Raw genomic sequence first — 17,671 nt, forward strand, 5'->3', positions numbered from 1 at the left:
AACCAAGGCCGGGCGGTCAGGGATTTGCCATCGCATGATAGGGTTCCATTCGGTTGACGTCCCATCTCGGGGCGGGCGACCGGCGATGCAGAGGTGAAACGCGTGGCCGAATCGGTCGTGAATGCTGACGGGCCTGACGGCCAACACGGGGGTGGCGAGGCCACTCGCCGCGACTTCATCCACATTGCTGCGGGCGCGGCTGCTGCCGGCGCCGGCGTGATGGTGGCCTGGCCGCTCATCAATCAGATGAACCCGGCGGCCGACACCCTGGCTCTGGCGTCGATCGAATTCGATCTGACCAAGGTCCAGGAAGGCCAGCAGGTCGTCATCAAGTGGCAGGGCAAGCCGGTCTTCGTGCGTTATCGCACCCCGGCCGAGCTGACCAAGGTCATCGACGAGGGCGCCGTGGGCAGCCCGCCGCAGACCGACGCCGAGCGCACCAAGGAAGGCCACGAGAAGTATCTCGTCGTCATCGGCTCGTGCACCCACCTGGGCTGCGTGCCGACCTTCAACGCCGGCGAGTACGGTGGTTGGTTCTGCCCGTGCCACGGTTCGCACTACGACGCCTCGGGTCGTATTCGTAAGGGCCCGGCGCCGCTGAACCTGATCGTGCCGAACTACGAATACATGTCCGACACCCGCGTGAAGATCGGCTGAGGACGGACAGAGGAACCATGAGCGATCACGAATCCACTTACGTCCCGAAAACCGCCGTTGAGCGGTGGATGGACACGCGCCTGCCGATCATCCGTTTCGGCATGGACTATGCGAACCTGCCGACCCCGAAGAACCTGAACTACTGGTGGACCTTCGGCGGCATCCTGGCGATCTGCCTGATGACTCAGATCATCACCGGCATCGTCCTGGCCATGCACTACACCCCGCACGTCGACATGGCCTTCGCCTCGGTCGAGCGCATCATGCGCGACGTGAACGGCGGCTGGCTGATCCGCTATGTGCACGCCAACGGCGCGTCGATGTTCTTCATCGCCGTCTATCTGCACATGCTGCGGGGTCTCTACTACGGCTCCTACAAGGCGCCGCGCGAGATGATCTGGATCGTCGGCTGCGTCATCTTCTTCCTGATGATCGCCACGGCCTTCCTGGGCTACGTCCTGCCGTGGGGCCAGATGTCCTTCTGGGGCGCTGAGGTCATCACCAACCTGATCGGCGCCATTCCGGTCGTCGGCGAGCCGATCCTGGTCTGGCTGCGCGGCGGCCCGGCGATCGACAACGCGACGCTGAACCGCTTCTTCTCGCTGCACTACCTGCTGCCGTTCGTCATCGCCGGCTGCGTGGTGCTGCACCTGTGGGCCCTGCACGCCGCCGGTCAGAACAACCCGGTCGGCATCCTGATCCCGAAGGACCGCGCCAAGAAGGACATGCTGCCCTTCCACCCGTACTTCACGGTCAAGGACGGCTTCGCGATCATCCTGTTCCTGATCCTGTTCGCAGTGTTCGTCTTCTACAACCCGGGCGCCCTGGGCCACGCCGACAACTACATTCCGGCCAACCCGCTGCAGACCCCGGCGCACATCGTGCCTGAGTGGTACATGCTGCCCTTCTACGCGATCCTGCGCGCCATCCCCGACAAGTTCGGCGGCGTGGTGGCCATGTTCGCTGCGATCGGCGTGCTGTTCGTGCTGCCGTGGCTGGATACGTCCAAGGTGCGCTCCATGCGCTACCGCCCGACGATGAAGACCTTCTTCATCATCTTCCTGTTCGTCTGCTTCGGCCTCGGCTGGTGCGGCGCTCAGCTGCCGGACGCGCCGGTTGTTCCGGGCATGCCCAGCTTCAACCTGATCGACGGCCAGCTGAACTCCTACCTGTGGCTGACGCGACTGCTGACGGCGTACTACTTCGTCTTCTTCCTGGTGCTGATGCCGGTCATCGGCCTGCGTGAGAAGCCGCTGCCGATCCCGGCGACGATCTCGGAGCCCGTGCTCCCGTCGACCGCAGCCGAGAAGGCCTGAGCGCGATGATGAGCAACGAGAAAAAGACCGTGTCCTTCCGCAAGATCCTCGTCTCCGTGACGGCCGCTGTCGGCTTGGTCGCCATCGCCGCTCCGGCGATGGCCGCCGGGGGCGCCAAGCATCCGCGCGACGGCGGCTTCAGCTTCGCCGGGCCGTTCGGCACCTTCGATCAGGGCCAGCTGCAGCGCGGCTACAAGGTCTATCGTGAGGTCTGCGCCTCCTGCCACGGCATGGATCTGGTGCACTTCCGGAACCTGGGCGACAAGCACGGGCCGTTCTGGAATCCGAAGTACCCGAACCCGAACGACAACCCGGTCGTGAAGGCTCTGGCCAAGGAGATCCAGGTCGCCGACATCGACTCGGAAACGGGTGAAGACCTGCGCCGCGACGCCACCACGGCGGACCGCTTCCCCAACCCCTATCCGAACCCGACGGCGGCCGCTGCGGCCAACGGCGGCGCCATGCCGCCGGACCTGTCGGTCATGGCCAAGGCCCGTCACGACGGCGCCAACTACATCTATTCGCTGCTGTCGGGCTATTCGACCCCGCCGGCGGGCCTGAAGATGGCGCCGGGCCAGCACTACAACCCCTATATGGCGGGCGACATGACCCCGTTCTGGGAAGGCAAGGGCCATGTGCCCGAGGGCGGCTTCATCGCCATGCCCGCGCCGCTGACCGCCGGTCAGGTCACCTATGACGACGGCACCGAGGCGACCGTGGATCAGATGTCCAAGGACGTCGCCGCCTTCATCGCCTGGACGTCCGAGCCTAAGATGGTCGAGCGCAAGCAGATGGGCTTCGGCGTGCTGATCTTCCTGGTGTTGTTCGCGGGCGTGACCTACGCCAGCTACCGCCGCATCTGGAAGGGCGTCGCCCACTAAGGCGCCTTCCAGTCGGAAAGAGATGACCCGCCGGAGCGATCCGGCGGGTTTTTTCATGCCCGCTTCGACGACCGTGGCCGTCGACATGGGCGGTTTCGCTCACTACGGTCCCGCCATCGAATTCTCCGAGGGGTGAGACTGTATGCGTATTTCATCTTCTGTCGCCGTTCTGGCGTTCGCTGCGGCCCTGGCCGGCGGCGCGGCTGCTCAGGCCCAGACTCAGGCCCAGACTGCGCCCGCCTTCGACGCTGCGCGCATTTCCCAGGACATCCGCGTCCTGTCGGACGACAGCTTCGAGGGGCGCGGCATCGCCACCCCGGCCGAGCAGAAGGTGATCGACTACCTGAGCCGTCAGTACGCGGCCGCAGGCTTCGCCCCGGGTGGCGAGAACGGCGGCTGGACGCAGGCCGTGGGGCTGAACCGCTTCACCGTCTCCAACATCTCGGGCCGGCTCAAGCTGGGCGATTGGAGCCAGCCGCTGACGCAGGGCCAGGAAGTCACCATGACCACGCGCCTGCCCGGCGCGGCGGTGGACCTGAAGGACAAGCCTCTGGTCTTCGTCGGCTATGGCGTCAATGCGCCTGAGCGTCAGTGGAACGACTTCAAGACCGACGTGCGCGGCAAGGTGATCGTCGTCCTGGTCAATGACGCCGACTTTGAAGACCCCTCGCTGAACACCTTCGGCGGCGAGGCCATGACCTACTACGGCCGTTGGACCTACAAGTACGAAGAGGCTGCGCGTCAGGGCGCGGCGGGCGTGCTGATCGTCCATGAGACCAAGCCCGCCTCCTATGGCTGGACGACGGTCGCCAACTCCTGGGGCGTGCCCCAGTTCGACATCGTACGCGCCAACCCCACGGCCGAGCGTGTTCCGATGGAGGCCTGGATACAGCGCGATCTGGCCGTCGATCTGTTCCGCCGCGCGGGCCTCGACTTCGAGCAGGAGAAGATCAAGGCGCGCAGCCGTGATTTCCAGCCCGTGGAACTGACCGGCGCCACCATCGACGCCAGCTTCGACGTGAAGACCGACCGCATCGTCACCCACAACATCGTCGCCAAGCTGGAAGGCGCGAGCCATCCGGACGAGACCATTCTCTACACCGGCCACTGGGATCACATCGGCATGGGCGAGCCGGACGCCAACGGCGACCGTATCTTCAACGGCGCCATCGACAACGCCTCGGGCACGGCGGGCCTGCTGGAGCTGGCGCGCGCCTACGCCGCCGGTCCGCGCCCCGAGCGCACCATCGTCATGATCGGGTTCACGGCCGAGGAAAGCGGCCTGTTGGGGTCGGAGTTCTACGCCGCCAATCCGCTGTATCCGCTGGAGAAGACCGTCGGCGGCTTCAATCTGGACTCGGCCGCCGTCTTTGGTCGGATGAACAAGCTGGGCGTGACCGGTTACGGCCATTCGGAACTGGACGAGCCGGTGATCGCGGCGGCGGCGGCGCAAGGGCGCGGCTTCGTCGGCGACGCCGGCGCAGCGGCGGGGATCTACTTCCGCTCGGACCACTTCCCGCTGGCGAAGAAGGGCGTGCCGATGGCCTATTTGTCCTCGACGGGGGATTTCATCGACGCTCCGATCGAACCGCGCCAGGCCAAGGCCGCCGACTATCGCGCCAATCGCTACCATCAGGCGGCGGACGAGTGGGAGGCCGACTGGGATTACGGCGGCATGCTTCAGGACCTGGAAGTGATCTTCAAGGTCGGTCAGGATCTGGCCAACAGCCGCGACTGGCCGGAATGGAAGCCGGGTTCCGAGTTCGGCGGCGAGCGGGCCAAGAGCGCCGATCAGCGCCGCTGATCCCAACTTTCGGCAATCATGACGAAAATGTAAGGGGCGGCCTCGCAAGAGGCCGCCCTATGACTATGCGGAACGGCCTCGTGGGGGAGGCTGAAGGGAATCGCCATGCATCATCGTTTCATTCGCGGCGTCGCCGCTGCGGCCCTGCTGCTCGTCGCAGGCGCCGCCTCGGCCCAGGATTTTTCGGCCCAGCGCCTGTCGGATGAAATCCGCACCATCAGCGCGGACGACTTCCAGGGGCGCTATCCGGGAACGGACGGCGAGAAGAAGACGCTGGACTGGCTTCAGGCCCAGTATGAGGCCATGGGGCTGGAACCGGGCGGGCGGAACGGCGAGTGGCTGCAGGTCATCGATCTGAAGCGCCTGACGCCCCAGGGCGCGCCGACCGTCGTCTGGACCGGGCCCGACGGCGCCCGGCACGATCTGACGCCGGGAACGGACGTGACCTTGCGGGCCATGAACGTGCGGGCCAAGGGATCGGTGGCGGATGCGGCCGTGGTCTTCGCCGGATATGGCGTCTATGCGCCCGAGCGGGGCTGGGACGATTACGGCGACCTGGACGTCCGGGGCAAGGTGGTGCTGGTCGTGGCGGGCGAGCCGGACGGCGACCTGTTCAACGGACCTTATTCGACGACCTATCAGTCGGGCGCCTACAAGGCGGACGAGGCCAAGCGTCGCGGCGCCCTGGCGGTACTGACCGTCGTTGACGCCGATCGCGCCTGGCAGCGTGAGACCGCTGGCGCGAGCCGTATTCGCACCCTGACGCCCGGCGCGGCGGACCTGGAGTTGACGGGGGCGGTCAACGGCGCGACGGCGCAGGCCCTGGGTCTGGACATGGGAGCGCTGAAGCCGCGTCTGGGGACGGGCGATTTCCGCGCCTTCGAATTGCCGGGCGTGCGCCTCAGCGCGGCGGCCGAGGAAAAGGTCGAGATACTGCGCACCCATAACCTGCTGGCGCGGATCACGGGGACCGAGCGGCCCAATGAGGTGATCGTCTATTCCGCTCACTGGGACCATGTCGGCGTCAACGAGCACGCGGCGGGCGACGACAAGATTTTCAACGGCGCCTGGGACAACGCCTCGGGCACCGTAGGCGTGGTCGAGATGGCCCGTCAGCTGAAGGCCGCCCCGGCGCCGAAGCGCACCATTGTCTTCGCCCATATGGCGGCCGAGGAAATGGGCCTGCTGGGCGCATACGCCTATGTGGCTGATCCGATCTATCCGCTGGAGACGACGGTGGCCGACATCAACATCGACATGCTGCCCCTCAGCGGGCCGACCCGCGACGTGCCGATCTTCGGCAAGGGGCAGAACAGTCTCGAGGACGACCTGCATGCCTTGGCGCAGAAGGAAGGCCGCTACGTCTCCGACGACGGTCAGCCGGAACAGAATTTCTACTACCGCTCCGACCACTTCCCCTTCGCCCGCGCTGGCGTGCCTGCCCTGATGCCATGGCACGGGGTGGATTGGGTCGAGGGCGGCCGTGAGGCGGGCCTGGCGGCCTGGAAGGCCAAGTTCGGCGCCGATTACCATCGCCCCAGTGACGAGTGGTCGGCCGACTGGGATCTGAGTTCGGCGGTCGAGAACCTGACCTTGCTGTACCGGCTGGGTCTGGATCTGGCCAATGGCGACCAGTGGCCGAGCTGGAAGCCGACTTCCGAGTTCGGCCAGGTCCGCGAGCGTAGCGCGGCGGCGCGGCGCTAGGCGGCAACGGGGATGATGTCAGGGCGTTGAAGACTTCATGAAGCCGCTTCTCGCCCTGTCTGTCCTGTGCCTGGCGGCCTGCGACCGGCCGGGCGCGGTCAATCCGCCGACCGAGCCGGCCCAGCCGGTGCAGGGGCCGATAGCCGCAGCGCCGCCGGCCCAGCGGCCGCCGGGCGCCGCGAGCATGTTGCCCGGCGCCGGTCCGGTCAGCTTCGTCGGCCGCTGGGCGGCCAAGGCCGAATGGTGCGCCCAGACCACCGGCGAGGGGCGCGCCATCGAGATCACCACCACGGAATTCAGCGGCTACGAAAACCGTTGCGCCATTGTCGGCATTGATGAGCAGCCGGACGGCTATCAGGCGACGCTGAGCTGCGACAGCGAAGGCGTGCGGACGCGCGAACGGGTCCGCTTCGTCGCCACCGCCGAGACGCTGAACCTGACCTGGCTGGATCGGGGAACGGATCAGCCGGTTCTGCTGATCCGCTGCACGAGTCTGGCGGGCTGAAGGTTCAGACGGCGGCCAGGGCCTGATCCAGATCGGCGATGAGGTCGTCAATGTGTTCTATGCCGACCGACAGGCGCACGGTGTCCTCGGTGACGCCCGCCTTCTTCAGTTCGTCAGGCGACAACTGGCGGTGGGTGGTCGAGGCCGGGTGGCAGACCAGAGACTTGGCGTCGCCGATGTTGACCAGACGGGTGAAGATCTTCACCGCGTCCTGGAAGCGGGCGCCCGCCTCGCGGCCGCCCCCCTTTTCAACGGATCTGACGCCGAAGGTCAGCAGGCCGGACGCCTTGCCGCCGAAATACTTCCTGATCAGCGGGTTGGACGGATGGTCTTCCAGCCCGGCGTAGTTGACCCATTCCACCTTGGGGTGGGCCTTCAGCCACTGGGCGACGGCGGTCGCGTTCTCGACGTGACGGTCCATCCGCAGGGCCAGCGTCTCAAGCCCCTGCAGAATCAGGAAGCTGTTGAACGGCGAGATGGCCGCGCCGGTGTTGCGCAGCAGAACCGTGCGCACCCGGCCGATGAAGGCCGCGGGTCCAAGCGCCTCGGTGTAGACGACGCCGTGGTAGCTGACCTCCGGCTCGTTCAGACGGCGGAAGCGCGCCTTGTGCTCGGCCCAGGGGAAGTTGCCGCTGTCCACGATGGCGCCGCCGATGCTGGTGCCGTGGCCGCCGATGTATTTGGTCAGGGAGTGGATGACGATGTCCGCCCCATGCTCGATCGGGCGGGTCAGGTAGGGCGTCGGCACGGTGTTGTCGACGATCAGCGGTAGGCCTTGCGCGTGCGCCGCGTCGGCCAGGGCGCCGAAGTCGACGACATTGCCCAGCGGGTTGCCGATGGACTCGCAGAAGACCGCCTTGGTGCGCTCGTCCGTATGGGCGGCGATGGCGGCCGGGTCGGAGGCGTCGATGAAGCGCACCGTGACGCCGTACTGCGGCAGGGTATGGGCGAACAGATTGTAGGTGCCGCCATACAGGGTCGAGGTGGCGATGATGTTGTCGCCCGCCTCGGCAATGGTCAGGATCGCATAGGTGATTGCCGCCTGACCCGAGGCCACCGTCAGCGCCGCGATGCCGCCCTCCAGCGCCGCGATGCGCTGTTCCAGCACGTCCGACGTCGGGTTCATGATGCGGGTGTAGATGTTGCCCGCCACCTTCAGGTCGAACAGATCCGCCCCGTGCTGGGTGTCGTCAAAGGCGTAGCTGGTGGTCTGATAGATGGGCACGGCGACCGATTTGGTGGTCGGATCGGGCGAATAGCCCGCATGCACGGCGAGGGTATCGAACTTCATGGCGTCCCTGGAGAATTTTCAGCGTCAGTCGGGCTGACTCATCCAGGGCTTTGGCGACACCTGCAAGGGTATGGAATTTCAGTAATTCTATCAGATCGGTCAGATTTTCTAACCGCCCTGAAAAACGACCCTAGTTGTTGAATAGGAAATGCATCACATCCCCGTCCTTGACGACATAGGCCTTGCCTTCGGCGCGCATCTTGCCCGCTTCCTTGGCGCCCGCTTCGCCCTTCAGCGCGACATAGTCGTCGAAGGCGATGGTTTCGCCGCGGATGAAGCCCTTTTCAAAGTCGGTGTGGATCACGCCCGCCGCCTGCGGCGCGGTGGCGCCGACGGGGATGGTCCAGGCGCGGGCTTCCTTCGGCCCGACGGTGAAATAGGTCTGCAGGCCCAGCAGCTTGTAGGCCTCGCGGATCAGGCGGTTCAGGCCGGGCTCTTCCAGACCCAGGGTTTCGAGGAACTCCTTCTGCTCCTCGTCGTCCAGGACGGCGATTTCCGACTCGATCTGGGCCGAGATGACCACCGAGTTGGCGTTGTCCTCGGCGGCGCGCTTGGCGACCAGATCGGACAGCTCATTGCCCTTGTCGGCCGAGCCTTCCTCGACGTTGGCGACATAGAGGGCGGGCAGGGCGGTCAGCAGCTGCAGCATGTCCCAGGCCTTCTTGTCCTCCTTGGACACCTCGGCCAGACGCGCGGGCTTGCCGTCGCGCAGCTTTTCGAGCGCGGCGTCGATTAGCTTCAGGTTCAGCTGGGATTCCTTGTCGCCGCCCTTGGCGCGCTTCTCGATCTGGACGCGACGACGCTCCAGGCTCTCGAGGTCGGCCAGCATCAGCTCGGTCTCGATGATCTCGAGGTCCGAGATGGGGTCGATGCGGTTCTCGACGTGGGTGATGTCGTCGTCGACGAAGCAGCGGGCGACGAAGGCGATGGCGTCGCAGTCGCGGATGTTGGCCAGGAACTGGTTGCCCAGGCCTTCGCCCTTGGAGGCGCCGCGCACCAGACCGGCGATGTCCACGAAGGTGATCCGCGACGGGATGATCTCCTTGGACCCGGCGATGCCGGCCAGGACGTTCAGGCGCGGTTCCGGCACGGCCACGTCGCCGGTGTTCGGCTCGATGGTGCAGAACGGATAGTTGGCCGCTTGGGCCGCCGCCGTCTTGGTCAGGGCGTTGAACAGGGTGGACTTGCCGACGTTGGGCAGGCCGACGATCGCGACTTTCAGGGCCATGGTATTCCTCGTGAGCGCGAGCCTTTAGCCGGTTCGGGCCGGTTTGTCAGGCTCGCGCCGTCAAGAGAGCTTCCTACTCTTCGGAATCCACCACCGGCGGCTGCCTGATGGCCGCGTGGACGCCGATGGGGCCGGCCTTCTCGAACGTCAGGGTGAAGGAGGCGACGCCGCCGTCGATCAGCGGATCACGCAGGCCCATCAGCATGATGTGATTGCCGCCGGGCTTCAGCTCGACCGGTGTTCCGGCGGGCAGGGGCAGGCCGTCGTGAAGGTGAGCCATGCTCATGACCCCGTTCTCCATCTTCATCTCATGCACCTCGGCCGACTGGGCCAGGGCGGTCGAGACGCTGAGCAGACGGTCGTCGGAGCCTGCCGTCAGGGTCAGGTAGCAGCCCCCGGCCTTGGCGCCGTTGGGCGTGGGGCGGCACCAGGCGTCGGCGACCTGAACCACGCCGGGGGCGACGGCCGCGTCCTTGGCGGCCTCAGCCGACTTTTCGGCGGGCTGGCCGCAGGCGGCGAGCGCGAGGGCGGCGGCCGACAGGGCGGCCAGGGCGAACAGACGTTTCATGTTGAAGCTCCTTCTCAAGAGGCTGCGACGGGCTTGGGCCCGGTGAACGCCCGCACCGCCCGGTCGAGCAGCAGGGCGGCCACGAGGCTCAGTCCCGTCAAGGGATAGAGGATGGACAGGGGGATGACGATGCACAGCACGGCGATTCGCGCGCGCGGGCCGGGCGGCGCGGGCGGGGCGCCGGTACGGCGGCGCGACAGGCTGGGCGGGCGGCGCTTCCACCACATGATCAGACCGCTGATCGCCAGCAGCCAGACGGCGATGCAGCCGATCAGCATGACGATGCGGTTGATCCAGCCGTACTGGATTCCCTGGTGGACGGCGATGCCCCATTCAAAGCCCTTGGCCATGACGCCGAACTGGCTCCAGCGCAGATCGGCCTTCACCGCCCCGCTGGTGCCGTCGACATAGAGGCTGCGGGCGTCCTGGGCCTTGCGGGTCTGGCGAGAGACGGTCCAGGCCAGATCTGGGGATTGGGGAATGCTGACTGTGAAGGGGCGGGGCAGGGCCTGCGCCTGCGCGGTTTCAAGAACGCGCGTCAGACTGGCGACGCCGTGCCCATGCCCGTGGTGTTGGGCGGGCAGGACGGCGTTCTCCAGCGTCCAGCCCACGCCCGCGGGGGCGTCGTGGGGCTTGGCGTGGCTCCAGGGGCTGGCGGCGGCAGGCGCGGGCGGACGGCCCAGACCCGTGCCGCGCATGACGTCCATGAACCGATCGCCCCAGACGGCCGACCAAGGCATCCCGGTGACGGCGAGGAAGATGACCACTCCGCCGACGTAGAAGCCGGTCAGGGCGTGAACGTCGCGCCAGAAGGGGCGGCGGCGGGCGTCGCTCTCGCTGGGTTTCAGCACGGCGCCCGCGCGGCGGCGCGGCCACCACAGATAAAGGCCGGTGGCGCACAGGATGACGGCCCAGCCCGCGACGATCTCGACCAGAATGTTCAGCGCCGTGCCGATGGGGCCGCCGAACAGGCTGAGGGAGTGCAGCTTCTTGATCGTCTCGGTCGCGCCGCCATAGGCGGTGACGCCGGTGACTTTGGCTGTGTGAGGGTCGACGAAGACGGTGCGCTGAGCGCCGTCAGGCCTGTCGACGCGGACGCGCACAGCCTGATCGGCGCGGGCGGGTATCAGGATATTCGCCGCACGGCCTTCGCCTGCGCGGGCGGCGGCGGCCAGCCACTGATCGGGATCGGCCTGCTGGGCGCTGGCCGGAACCTGGATCATGGAGCGATAGACGGCGTGGTCGATCTCGTCCTTGAACAGATAGAGGCCGCCCGTCAGCGTCAGCAGCATCAGGAAGGGCATCACCAAAACCCCGGCATAGAAGTGCCAGCGCCAGACGGCCCGATAGGCGCCGGACATCACGTCCGGCGCCTTGGTATTGAGAGAGGCGGTCATCAGTAGGCCCGCCGCAGGCCGACGAAGACCGAACGGCCCTCGCCGGGGAAGAAGACGGCGGTCTGCGCCTTGCTGGCGTCGGTCACGGCCGAGAACTCGCCGACATAGCGTTTGCCGGTCAGGTTGCGCGCGTCGATGTAGACCGAGGTGCGGGCGTTGATGTTGAAGCCCCCGGTCAGGCCCAGCACGGCGTAGTCCGGCGCCTTCATGGTGTTGGCGTAGTCGACGTAGGGGCTGGATATCCGCCATTCGACCGACGGGGTGACGAAGACGCCCGTCGGGTGGCGCCAAGTCAACTCGGCGCGATACTGATGCTGCGGCACGACCGGCAGGCGGTTGTCGCCCCAGCGCGCGTCGCCGTCGAAGCGGAAGTCGCTCCAGTTATAGACCTGACGCAGCATGAAGGATCCGTCCGCCAGTTCGAGCGGCAGGGTCCAGTCCAGCCCGGCCTCGATGCCCTGGTGGATGGTCTTCTTGGCGTTGAAGGTGGCGACGGGAATGTCGGGACTGGTGATGAAGTTCAGCATCTCGCCCTCGATCCGGCTGCGATAGGCGACCAGATCCCAGGCCAGAGGGGCATGACGGCCGCGCGTGCCGATCTCGCCGGTCCAGGCGTCCTGAACCTCGACCGGTGTGAAGCCGGTTAGCGGCGCCTGCACCAGGGCGCCATAGGTCGGCGGCTCGACCGAGCGGGTCAGATTGGCGAAGACCTGGGCGCCGCTTTCCGCTTCCCACAACAGGCCCAGACGCGGCGAGAACCACTCATAGTCCCGGCTGGCGTCATTGGCCGAGGTCATGCGGTCCAGATAGTCGCGCGTGGCGCGTCCCCATGAGCCGCCCGCGACCAGGGCCAGTTGGTCGGTGACGAACAGCCGCCCCTCGGCGAAGACGTCGAGGCCGGAGGCGTCCTGCCGCGCATCGGCGGTTTTGGCGCCGCGTCGGCCCGCCAAGTTCACATAGCGCAGGGCCTCGACCTCGCCCTCGCGCCACGAGAAGCCGTAGAAGGCGTCGGCGCGCAGGCCGCCGATCTGGCCGATCCAGTCGATGCGGGCGAAGGCGCCGCGCGTGGCGCTGTCCTGATCCAGCACCTGGAAGATCGGGTGATAGAGCGACTTCTCCCAGCCCCAGACGGCGCCCTCGAACAGGGTGGATTCATTGAAGCGCCAGCGGGTCTGGAGCGTCAGCCGCTTGACCGTCAGATCGCGGGCCTGATCGCCGGACAGGGCGCTGGCGGCGGCCTTGCGCGGCGTGTTCAGCGCCTCGTTCAGCGTCAGGGAGCCGGGCATGTCCTGCTTGATGTCGGCGGCCTGGGCGATCAGGCGCACCTCGCGGTCCTCGCCGAAGGAACGGCCCGCGTTGACCGTCAGGCGGCCTTGCGACTGCCGGCTGTGGTCGCGCCAGCCGTCGCCCTGCATGGCGGTGGCGGCGGCGTAGATATCCCAGTCGCCATAGGTTTCGGCCACGGCACCGTGGGCGCGCACGAAGCCGTTGCTGCCGCCCTCGATCTGCATCAGGGCGCGTTGGCGGGCCGTGCGGCCGGTCGGGGTGACGAGGTTGATCGCCCCGCCCAACTGGGCCCCGCCGAAGCGCAGGGTGTTGGCGCCCTTCCACACCTCGACATAGCGGGCGCTGAGGGAATCGACGCTCTGGAAGTCGGAAAAGCCGTCGGCGTCGGCGAAGGGCACGCCGTCCTGGGCGAACAGGACGCCGCGCTGGTGGAAGCCCTGGGCGATACCCGAGCCGCGAATGGACAGGCGGCTTTCCTCGCCGAACCGCTTTTGCGCCAGCACGCCGGGGACGTTGCGCAGGGTGTCGGAAAAGCCTTGGACGAAGCGATCGGAATAGCTTTCGGCCGACACCACGGCGACGGCGCCGGGGGTGCGGCTGAGCCGGTCGCGGGCCTCGGCCACGACGGTCGGGTCTTCGGCGTTGCGGCGGCCGGTGACGATGATGCTGTCGACGACGGCGGGGCTGTCAGCCTCCGACAGGTCGTAGGCATGGGCGAGGGACGGCGCCAGGCAGGCGCCGATCAGCAGGGCGCACGGCGCCGCAGCGGTCTTGAGGGACATGGAATTCGTATCCTGAAAACAGATGTGCGGCCGCGCAGGCCTTCAGCAGGCGCGCGGCGTCGATGGGTCTGGTTTTCAGGCGTGAGGCGGGGCGCGCGACGGCGGTCGCGGCGGGGCGCGGGCCGGGGGCGGGGGGCTGGCGATGAAAGGGGCGTAGACGACGGCCTGCGTCAGACGCACGACCGGCGCCGGTTCCGGCGGGGCGGGCGCAGGCAGGGCCGCCAGCAGCGGCATGACGCAGGCGGCGCACTTGGCCCCCATATGCTCCTTGGCCGGGCCGTCGACGCCGCCGGACTGGATGGTCTGGGGCCCGTCGGCCGAGCAGATGACGATGGGCTGGCCGGGCGTGGAGGCCGCCAGCGCCGCGAAGGGCATCAGGCTGCCGATCACGATGGCGAACGTCGCCGCCAGGAAGGCCAGCGAGCGCCAGGTCGACCAGTTTTCTGCCTGAGAGCGGGTCACGAGGCAGGGCTTAAACCTTCCCAGACGGGGAAGCTAGACCGGCGAGGGACGACACGGCGTCGCGCGCGGCCTCGACAAGATCGCTTTCGCAGTGCAGCGTGACGCTTGGACAGTCATCGAGGACACGCATGATCCGCGCCATCGGACCCTTCGCTCTCGCCCTGCTTCTTGCCGCGCCTGCGGCCGCGCAACAGGTGGAGGAGGGGCCGGGCGGTCCCGATCGCGTCTCCCTGACGGTCTACAACCAGAACATCGCCCTGGTGGAGGACGTGCGGAACCTGAACGTGCCCGCCGGGCGCTCGCGTCAGGAGTTCCCGGGCGTGTCCGCCAGCATTCGGCCCGAGACGGTCGGCCTGTCGGGGCGCGGCCTGTCGGTGGTCGAGCAGAACTTCGACTATGACCTGCTGACGCCGGGCAAGCTGATGGAAAGCGCTGTCGGCAATGAGATCGGCATCGTCCGCACCAACCCCGGCTCGGGCGCGCAATCGACCGAGCGCGCGCGGGTGCTGGCGGCGAATCAGGGCGTGGTCCTTCAGATCGGAAACCGCATCGAGGTGCTGCGCGACGACGGCGTGCCGACGCGCGTCATCTTCGACCGGGTGCCGCAGAACTTGCGCCCGCGCCCGACGCTCAGCGTCACCCTAGACGCCGAGGGGGCTGGTCGCCGTGAGACGACCCTGTCCTATCTGACCAGCGGTCTGACGTGGAAGGCGGACTATGTCGCCCGTTTCGACGAGAAGGCGGGCAAGCTGGACCTGACCGGCTGGGTGACGCTGACCAACAACTCGGGCGCGACCTTCAGCAACGCCCAGACGCGCGTGGTGGCGGGCGACGTCAATCTGATCAATCAGGGCGGCTATAATCCGCGCCCGCCGGTCCGTGCCAATACGCGCGGCAATGGAACCCAGTCGGGCGGTGAGGGCGCGCTGGCCGACGTCTATGTCTATCCGCTGCCCGAGGCCGTGACGGTCGCCAACAACCAGACCAAGCAGGTCGGCCTGATCGACGCGGCGGGCGTTCCCGCGACCAAGCGCTATCTGCGGGTGGTCGACGGTTTCTACAGCGCCGAGGAGCCGGCGGCGGCCGAGGTCGGGGTCATCTTCGCCAACGGGTCGGGGACTGCGGCGCGCGCCCTGCCTGCGGGCGTGATCCGCGTCTATGTGAAGGATGAGGCGGGCGAGCCGCGCTTCATCGGCGAAAGCCAGGTCGACCACTCGCCTGCCGGGTCCGAGATCGTGGTGACGACGGGCGACGCCTTTGATGTGACGGTGCAGCCGCGTCTGGTCTCGTCCGAGCGGGTGTCGAAGCGCCTGGTCGACTATTTCCGCACCCGTTATGCGATGGAATACACCGTCCGCAACGCCCGACCCGAGCCGGTGACGGTCGAGGTGCGCCAGCGCGGTCTGGGCCGCGACACCGAACTGACGGATCAGAGCATCACGGGCGAGATGCGTGACGCCCGCACCGTCGTCTGGCGCGTGCCCGTGCCAGCCAACGGCGAGACCAAGCTGACCGCGACCATCACCACGGGCGGCTGATCCCATGCGCCGCCTTCTGGCGATCACCACTGCGCTGAGCCTGCTGGCACCTGCGGTCTGGGCGCAGACGGAGAGCGTTTCCGCGCGTCCTGACGGGGCGACGGTGGTGATCTATCGCGACCGGCCGGTCGATACGGTCGCCCTGATGGAACAGTCGCGCCAGCCGTGGAGCCGGCTGGACCGTCAGGGGCTGGCCCTGATCGTCGAGACGCGCACGGTCGATCTTCCGGCGGGCGAGGCGATCATCCGTTTTCGGGGGCTGGCTACGGGCGTCGTGCCGCAGAGCGCGGTGCTGGAGGGCCTGCCCGCCCATGTGGTCGAGCGCAACGTCGACTTCGACCTGCTGTCGCCCGCCAGCCTGATGGAGAAGTCCGTCGGCGAGGTGGTGCGCGTCGTCCGCACCAATCCCGCGACCGGCGAACAGGTCGAGAAGGCTGCGGTCATCCGTGCGGGCGCTCAAGGCACGGTGTTGGAGATCGACGGCCGGTTCGAGGCGCTGGACTGCTCGGGCCAGACCGAGCGGGTCGTGTTCGACCGCGTGCCAGAGGGGCTGGGCGACCAGCCGACCCTGTCGGTTCGGACGCGCGCGGAGCGGGCGGGGCGGCATACGGTGACGCTGGCCTATCTGACCACGGGGCTGCAGTGGTCAGCCGACTATGTGGCGCGTCTGGACCCGACGGACGGGACGCTGGACCTGACCGGCTGGGTGACGCTGGCCAACTTCGGCGGCACGGGGTTCCCTGACGCGCCGGTGCAGGTGGTGGCGGGCACGCTGAGGAAGGACGCAGGCACCGTGCCGGTCGAGCCGCTGGTCCGCTATCAGCAGAACCAGTGCTGGCCGCAGGGGACGACGACGTTCGGTTCAGGGCAGTTCGCGGGCTATGGCGGCGCGCCGCCTCCGCCGCCGCCGCCCGCACCGCCGAGGCCAATGGCGATGGAGGCGGCGGATGTCGTCGTCACCGGCAGCCGCATGGCGCGCGCTCCGAAGCTGGCTGAACAGGGCGAACTGGGCGACTACAAGATCTACACCTTGCCTGAGCCGACGACGGTCGCCGCGCGCCAGACCAAGCAGGTGCGCTTTCTGGAACGCGAGGGCGTGTCCTATGAGCGGGTCTATCGCGCCGGAGTGCTGAACCCGGACGAGGAGGCGCAGCCTACGGCCATCGTCATGAAGCTGCGCAACGAGGAGGGCGCCGGGCTGGGCGTGGCCCTGCCCGGCGGCTCGGTGGCGGTGATGCAGCCGGACGGCGCGGGCGGCGTATTGTTGGCCGGTCAGGACCGGTTCGAGGACAAGGGCGTGGGCCTGCCGGTGCGGCTGACCTTCGGCGAATCGCCGGATGTGCGGGTGCAGACGCGGCTGGTGAAGTCCGGCAGCTCGACGCGCGGCGCGGTCACGACCGAGCGCACCGAGGTCGAGACCACAGTCACCAACGCTCGCTCAGAGTCGGTAACGGTCGAACTGGTCGCCGATGCGGCCGGACAGCGCGGTTTCCGTATCCGCAGCCAGTCGGTGCGCAGCCGGGTGGACGACACCGGCTATCCGGTCTGGACGATGAGCGTGCCGGCGAACGGTGCGGCGACGCTGACGGCCGCTTGGACGACGACGGATTGATCGACCCTCTCCCAGCGGGAGAGGGTCACTCCCCCTTCGCCGCCTGTCTGGGGCTGAATTTCGGCGCGGGGGCCAGGCGCATGACTTCGCCCTGATAGCGTTCGTCGTCGCCGTTCACCGCGAAGGGCAGGGCGTCGGCGCAGGCCTGCAGCATGGCGTCCAGCCACGGTTTATCCGCCTTGTGGAAGTCGCCCAGGACGTGGTGCATGACCAGTTGCGGCTCGCCGGGGTGGCCGACGCCCATGCGGGCGCGGCGGAAATCGGCGCCCAGGTGGCTGATCAGGCTGCGGACGCCGTTCTGACCCGCTGCGCCGCCGCCCTTTTTCATGCGGAAGCGGCCGGGGGCCAGGTCGATCTCGTCGTGGAAGACGATGACGTGTTCGGGCTTCACCTTGTAGAAGCGCGCCGCCTCGCCCACGGCGCGGCCGCTCTCGTTCATATAGGTCTGGGGCTTCATCAGCAGGATCTTGCTCCCCTCGACCTCGCCGTCGGCGACGATCGACTGGAACTTGGCGCGCGATGGGCCGAAGCGCCAGCGGCTGGCGATCTCGTCCACGGCCATGAAGCCGATGTTGTGGCGGTTCTTTTCGTATTTGGGGCCGGGATTGCCCAGGCCGGCGATGATGATCATGCGGTCCT

At 67.6% G+C, this 17,671-nt stretch carries 15 protein-coding genes; 8 read left to right on the top strand and 7 right to left on the bottom strand.

Going from position 1 to position 17,671, the window contains the following annotated elements; all coding sequences use genetic code 11:
• The first annotated feature begins 102 nt into the window (after nt 1–102).
• The 6 genes from petA (at nt 103) to EGK63_RS02095 (ending at nt 6,867) form a co-directional block, all read left to right on the top strand.
• Nucleotides 103–657, top strand: a complete 555-nt coding sequence (petA, locus tag EGK63_RS02070; RefSeq protein WP_125899690.1) for a ubiquinol-cytochrome c reductase iron-sulfur subunit — start codon at nt 103–105, stop codon at nt 655–657.
• A gap of 17 nt (nt 658–674) precedes the next feature.
• A complete protein-coding gene (locus tag EGK63_RS02075) occupies nt 675–1,973 on the top strand; it encodes a cytochrome b/b6 (protein WP_087140205.1) in 1,299 nt (432 codons plus the stop codon).
• A gap of 5 nt (nt 1,974–1,978) precedes the next feature.
• Nucleotides 1,979–2,854, top strand: a complete 876-nt coding sequence (locus EGK63_RS02080; RefSeq protein WP_125899691.1) for a cytochrome c1 — start codon at nt 1,979–1,981, stop codon at nt 2,852–2,854.
• Nucleotides 2,855–2,996: 142 nt separating this feature from the next.
• On the top strand, nt 2,997–4,658 hold the full coding sequence (locus EGK63_RS02085) for a M28 family metallopeptidase (RefSeq protein ID WP_125899692.1): 1,662 nt from the start codon (nt 2,997–2,999) through the stop codon (nt 4,656–4,658).
• 105 nt (nt 4,659–4,763) lie between these two features.
• Nucleotides 4,764–6,362, top strand: a complete 1,599-nt coding sequence (locus EGK63_RS02090) for a M28 family peptidase (RefSeq protein WP_125899693.1) — start codon at nt 4,764–4,766, stop codon at nt 6,360–6,362.
• 37 nt (nt 6,363–6,399) lie between these two features.
• Nucleotides 6,400–6,867 (top strand): hypothetical protein, encoded by a 468-nt coding sequence (locus tag EGK63_RS02095; RefSeq protein ID WP_125899694.1) that lies wholly within the window; start codon nt 6,400–6,402, stop codon nt 6,865–6,867.
• Between the two features lie 4 nt (nt 6,868–6,871).
• On the opposite strand, the gene EGK63_RS02100 is transcribed toward EGK63_RS02095, so the two are convergent.
• From EGK63_RS02100 to EGK63_RS02125, 6 genes are all read right to left on the bottom strand, one after another.
• A complete protein-coding gene (locus EGK63_RS02100) occupies nt 6,872–8,158 on the bottom strand; it encodes an O-acetylhomoserine aminocarboxypropyltransferase/cysteine synthase family protein (RefSeq protein WP_125899695.1) in 1,287 nt (428 codons plus the stop codon).
• Nucleotides 8,159–8,288: 130 nt separating this feature from the next.
• Complete coding sequence (gene ychF / locus EGK63_RS02105) at nt 8,289–9,386, bottom strand: redox-regulated ATPase YchF (RefSeq protein WP_003165559.1); 1,098 nt, start codon at nt 9,384–9,386, stop codon at nt 8,289–8,291.
• A gap of 73 nt (nt 9,387–9,459) precedes the next feature.
• Complete coding sequence (locus EGK63_RS02110) at nt 9,460–9,954, bottom strand: copper chaperone PCu(A)C (RefSeq protein WP_125899696.1); 495 nt, start codon at nt 9,952–9,954, stop codon at nt 9,460–9,462.
• A 14-nt stretch (nt 9,955–9,968) separates the two neighbouring features.
• Nucleotides 9,969–11,351 (bottom strand): PepSY domain-containing protein, encoded by a 1,383-nt coding sequence (locus EGK63_RS02115; protein ID WP_125899697.1) that lies wholly within the window; start codon nt 11,349–11,351, stop codon nt 9,969–9,971.
• Nucleotides 11,351–13,420, bottom strand: coding sequence for a TonB-dependent receptor domain-containing protein (locus tag EGK63_RS02120; RefSeq protein WP_125899698.1), 2,070 nt, complete (start codon nt 13,418–13,420; stop codon nt 11,351–11,353). Before EGK63_RS02120 ends, EGK63_RS02115 begins: the two co-directional genes overlap by 1 nt.
• 75 nt (nt 13,421–13,495) lie before the next feature.
• Nucleotides 13,496–13,882 carry a DUF2946 family protein gene (locus EGK63_RS02125; protein ID WP_125899699.1) on the bottom strand — a complete coding sequence of 129 codons (387 nt, stop codon included), beginning with the start codon at nt 13,880–13,882 and terminating at the stop codon, nt 13,496–13,498.
• A 128-nt stretch (nt 13,883–14,010) separates the two neighbouring features.
• Between EGK63_RS02125 and EGK63_RS02130 the strand changes: the two genes are divergently transcribed.
• Together EGK63_RS02130 and EGK63_RS02135 are read left to right on the top strand one after the other, a co-directional pair.
• Entirely contained in the window at nt 14,011–15,420 is a 1,410-nt protein-coding gene (locus EGK63_RS02130) for a DUF4139 domain-containing protein (RefSeq protein ID WP_125899700.1), read from the top strand.
• A 4-nt stretch (nt 15,421–15,424) separates the two neighbouring features.
• Nucleotides 15,425–17,032: a DUF4139 domain-containing protein gene (locus EGK63_RS02135; protein ID WP_125899701.1), complete on the top strand. Its 1,608-nt coding sequence runs from the start codon at nt 15,425–15,427 to the stop codon at nt 17,030–17,032.
• 25 nt (nt 17,033–17,057) lie between these two features.
• On the opposite strand, the gene pth is transcribed toward EGK63_RS02135, so the two are convergent.
• Complete coding sequence (gene pth, locus EGK63_RS02140; RefSeq protein ID WP_125899702.1) at nt 17,058–17,663, bottom strand: aminoacyl-tRNA hydrolase; 606 nt, start codon at nt 17,661–17,663, stop codon at nt 17,058–17,060.
• Between the last annotated feature and the right edge of the window lie 8 nt (nt 17,664–17,671).

The organism is Brevundimonas sp. 357, assembly GCF_003938605.1.
Taxonomy (GTDB): domain Bacteria; phylum Pseudomonadota; class Alphaproteobacteria; order Caulobacterales; family Caulobacteraceae; genus Brevundimonas.

What these genes read in the sequence shown, in the direction of transcription:
- pth (WP_125899702.1), bottom strand. Translation starts at nt 17,663, where the DNA reads ATGATCATCATCGCCGGCCTGGGCAATCCCGGCCCCAAATACGAAAAG.
- EGK63_RS02135 (WP_125899701.1), top strand. Translation starts at nt 15,425, where the DNA reads ATGCGCCGCCTTCTGGCGATCACCACTGCGCTGAGCCTGCTGGCACCT.
- EGK63_RS02085 (WP_125899692.1), top strand. Translation starts at nt 2,997, where the DNA reads ATGCGTATTTCATCTTCTGTCGCCGTTCTGGCGTTCGCTGCGGCCCTG.
- EGK63_RS02095 (WP_125899694.1), top strand. Translation starts at nt 6,400, where the DNA reads ATGAAGCCGCTTCTCGCCCTGTCTGTCCTGTGCCTGGCGGCCTGCGAC.
- EGK63_RS02115 (WP_125899697.1), bottom strand. Translation starts at nt 11,351, where the DNA reads ATGACCGCCTCTCTCAATACCAAGGCGCCGGACGTGATGTCCGGCGCC.
- EGK63_RS02080 (WP_125899691.1), top strand. Translation starts at nt 1,979, where the DNA reads ATGATGAGCAACGAGAAAAAGACCGTGTCCTTCCGCAAGATCCTCGTC.
- ychF (WP_003165559.1), bottom strand. Translation starts at nt 9,386, where the DNA reads ATGGCCCTGAAAGTCGCGATCGTCGGCCTGCCCAACGTCGGCAAGTCC.
- EGK63_RS02100 (WP_125899695.1), bottom strand. Translation starts at nt 8,158, where the DNA reads ATGAAGTTCGATACCCTCGCCGTGCATGCGGGCTATTCGCCCGATCCG.
- EGK63_RS02110 (WP_125899696.1), bottom strand. Translation starts at nt 9,954, where the DNA reads ATGAAACGTCTGTTCGCCCTGGCCGCCCTGTCGGCCGCCGCCCTCGCG.
- EGK63_RS02075 (WP_087140205.1), top strand. Translation starts at nt 675, where the DNA reads ATGAGCGATCACGAATCCACTTACGTCCCGAAAACCGCCGTTGAGCGG.
- EGK63_RS02130 (WP_125899700.1), top strand. Translation starts at nt 14,011, where the DNA reads ATGATCCGCGCCATCGGACCCTTCGCTCTCGCCCTGCTTCTTGCCGCG.
- EGK63_RS02090 (WP_125899693.1), top strand. Translation starts at nt 4,764, where the DNA reads ATGCATCATCGTTTCATTCGCGGCGTCGCCGCTGCGGCCCTGCTGCTC.
- EGK63_RS02120 (WP_125899698.1), bottom strand. Translation starts at nt 13,420, where the DNA reads ATGTCCCTCAAGACCGCTGCGGCGCCGTGCGCCCTGCTGATCGGCGCC.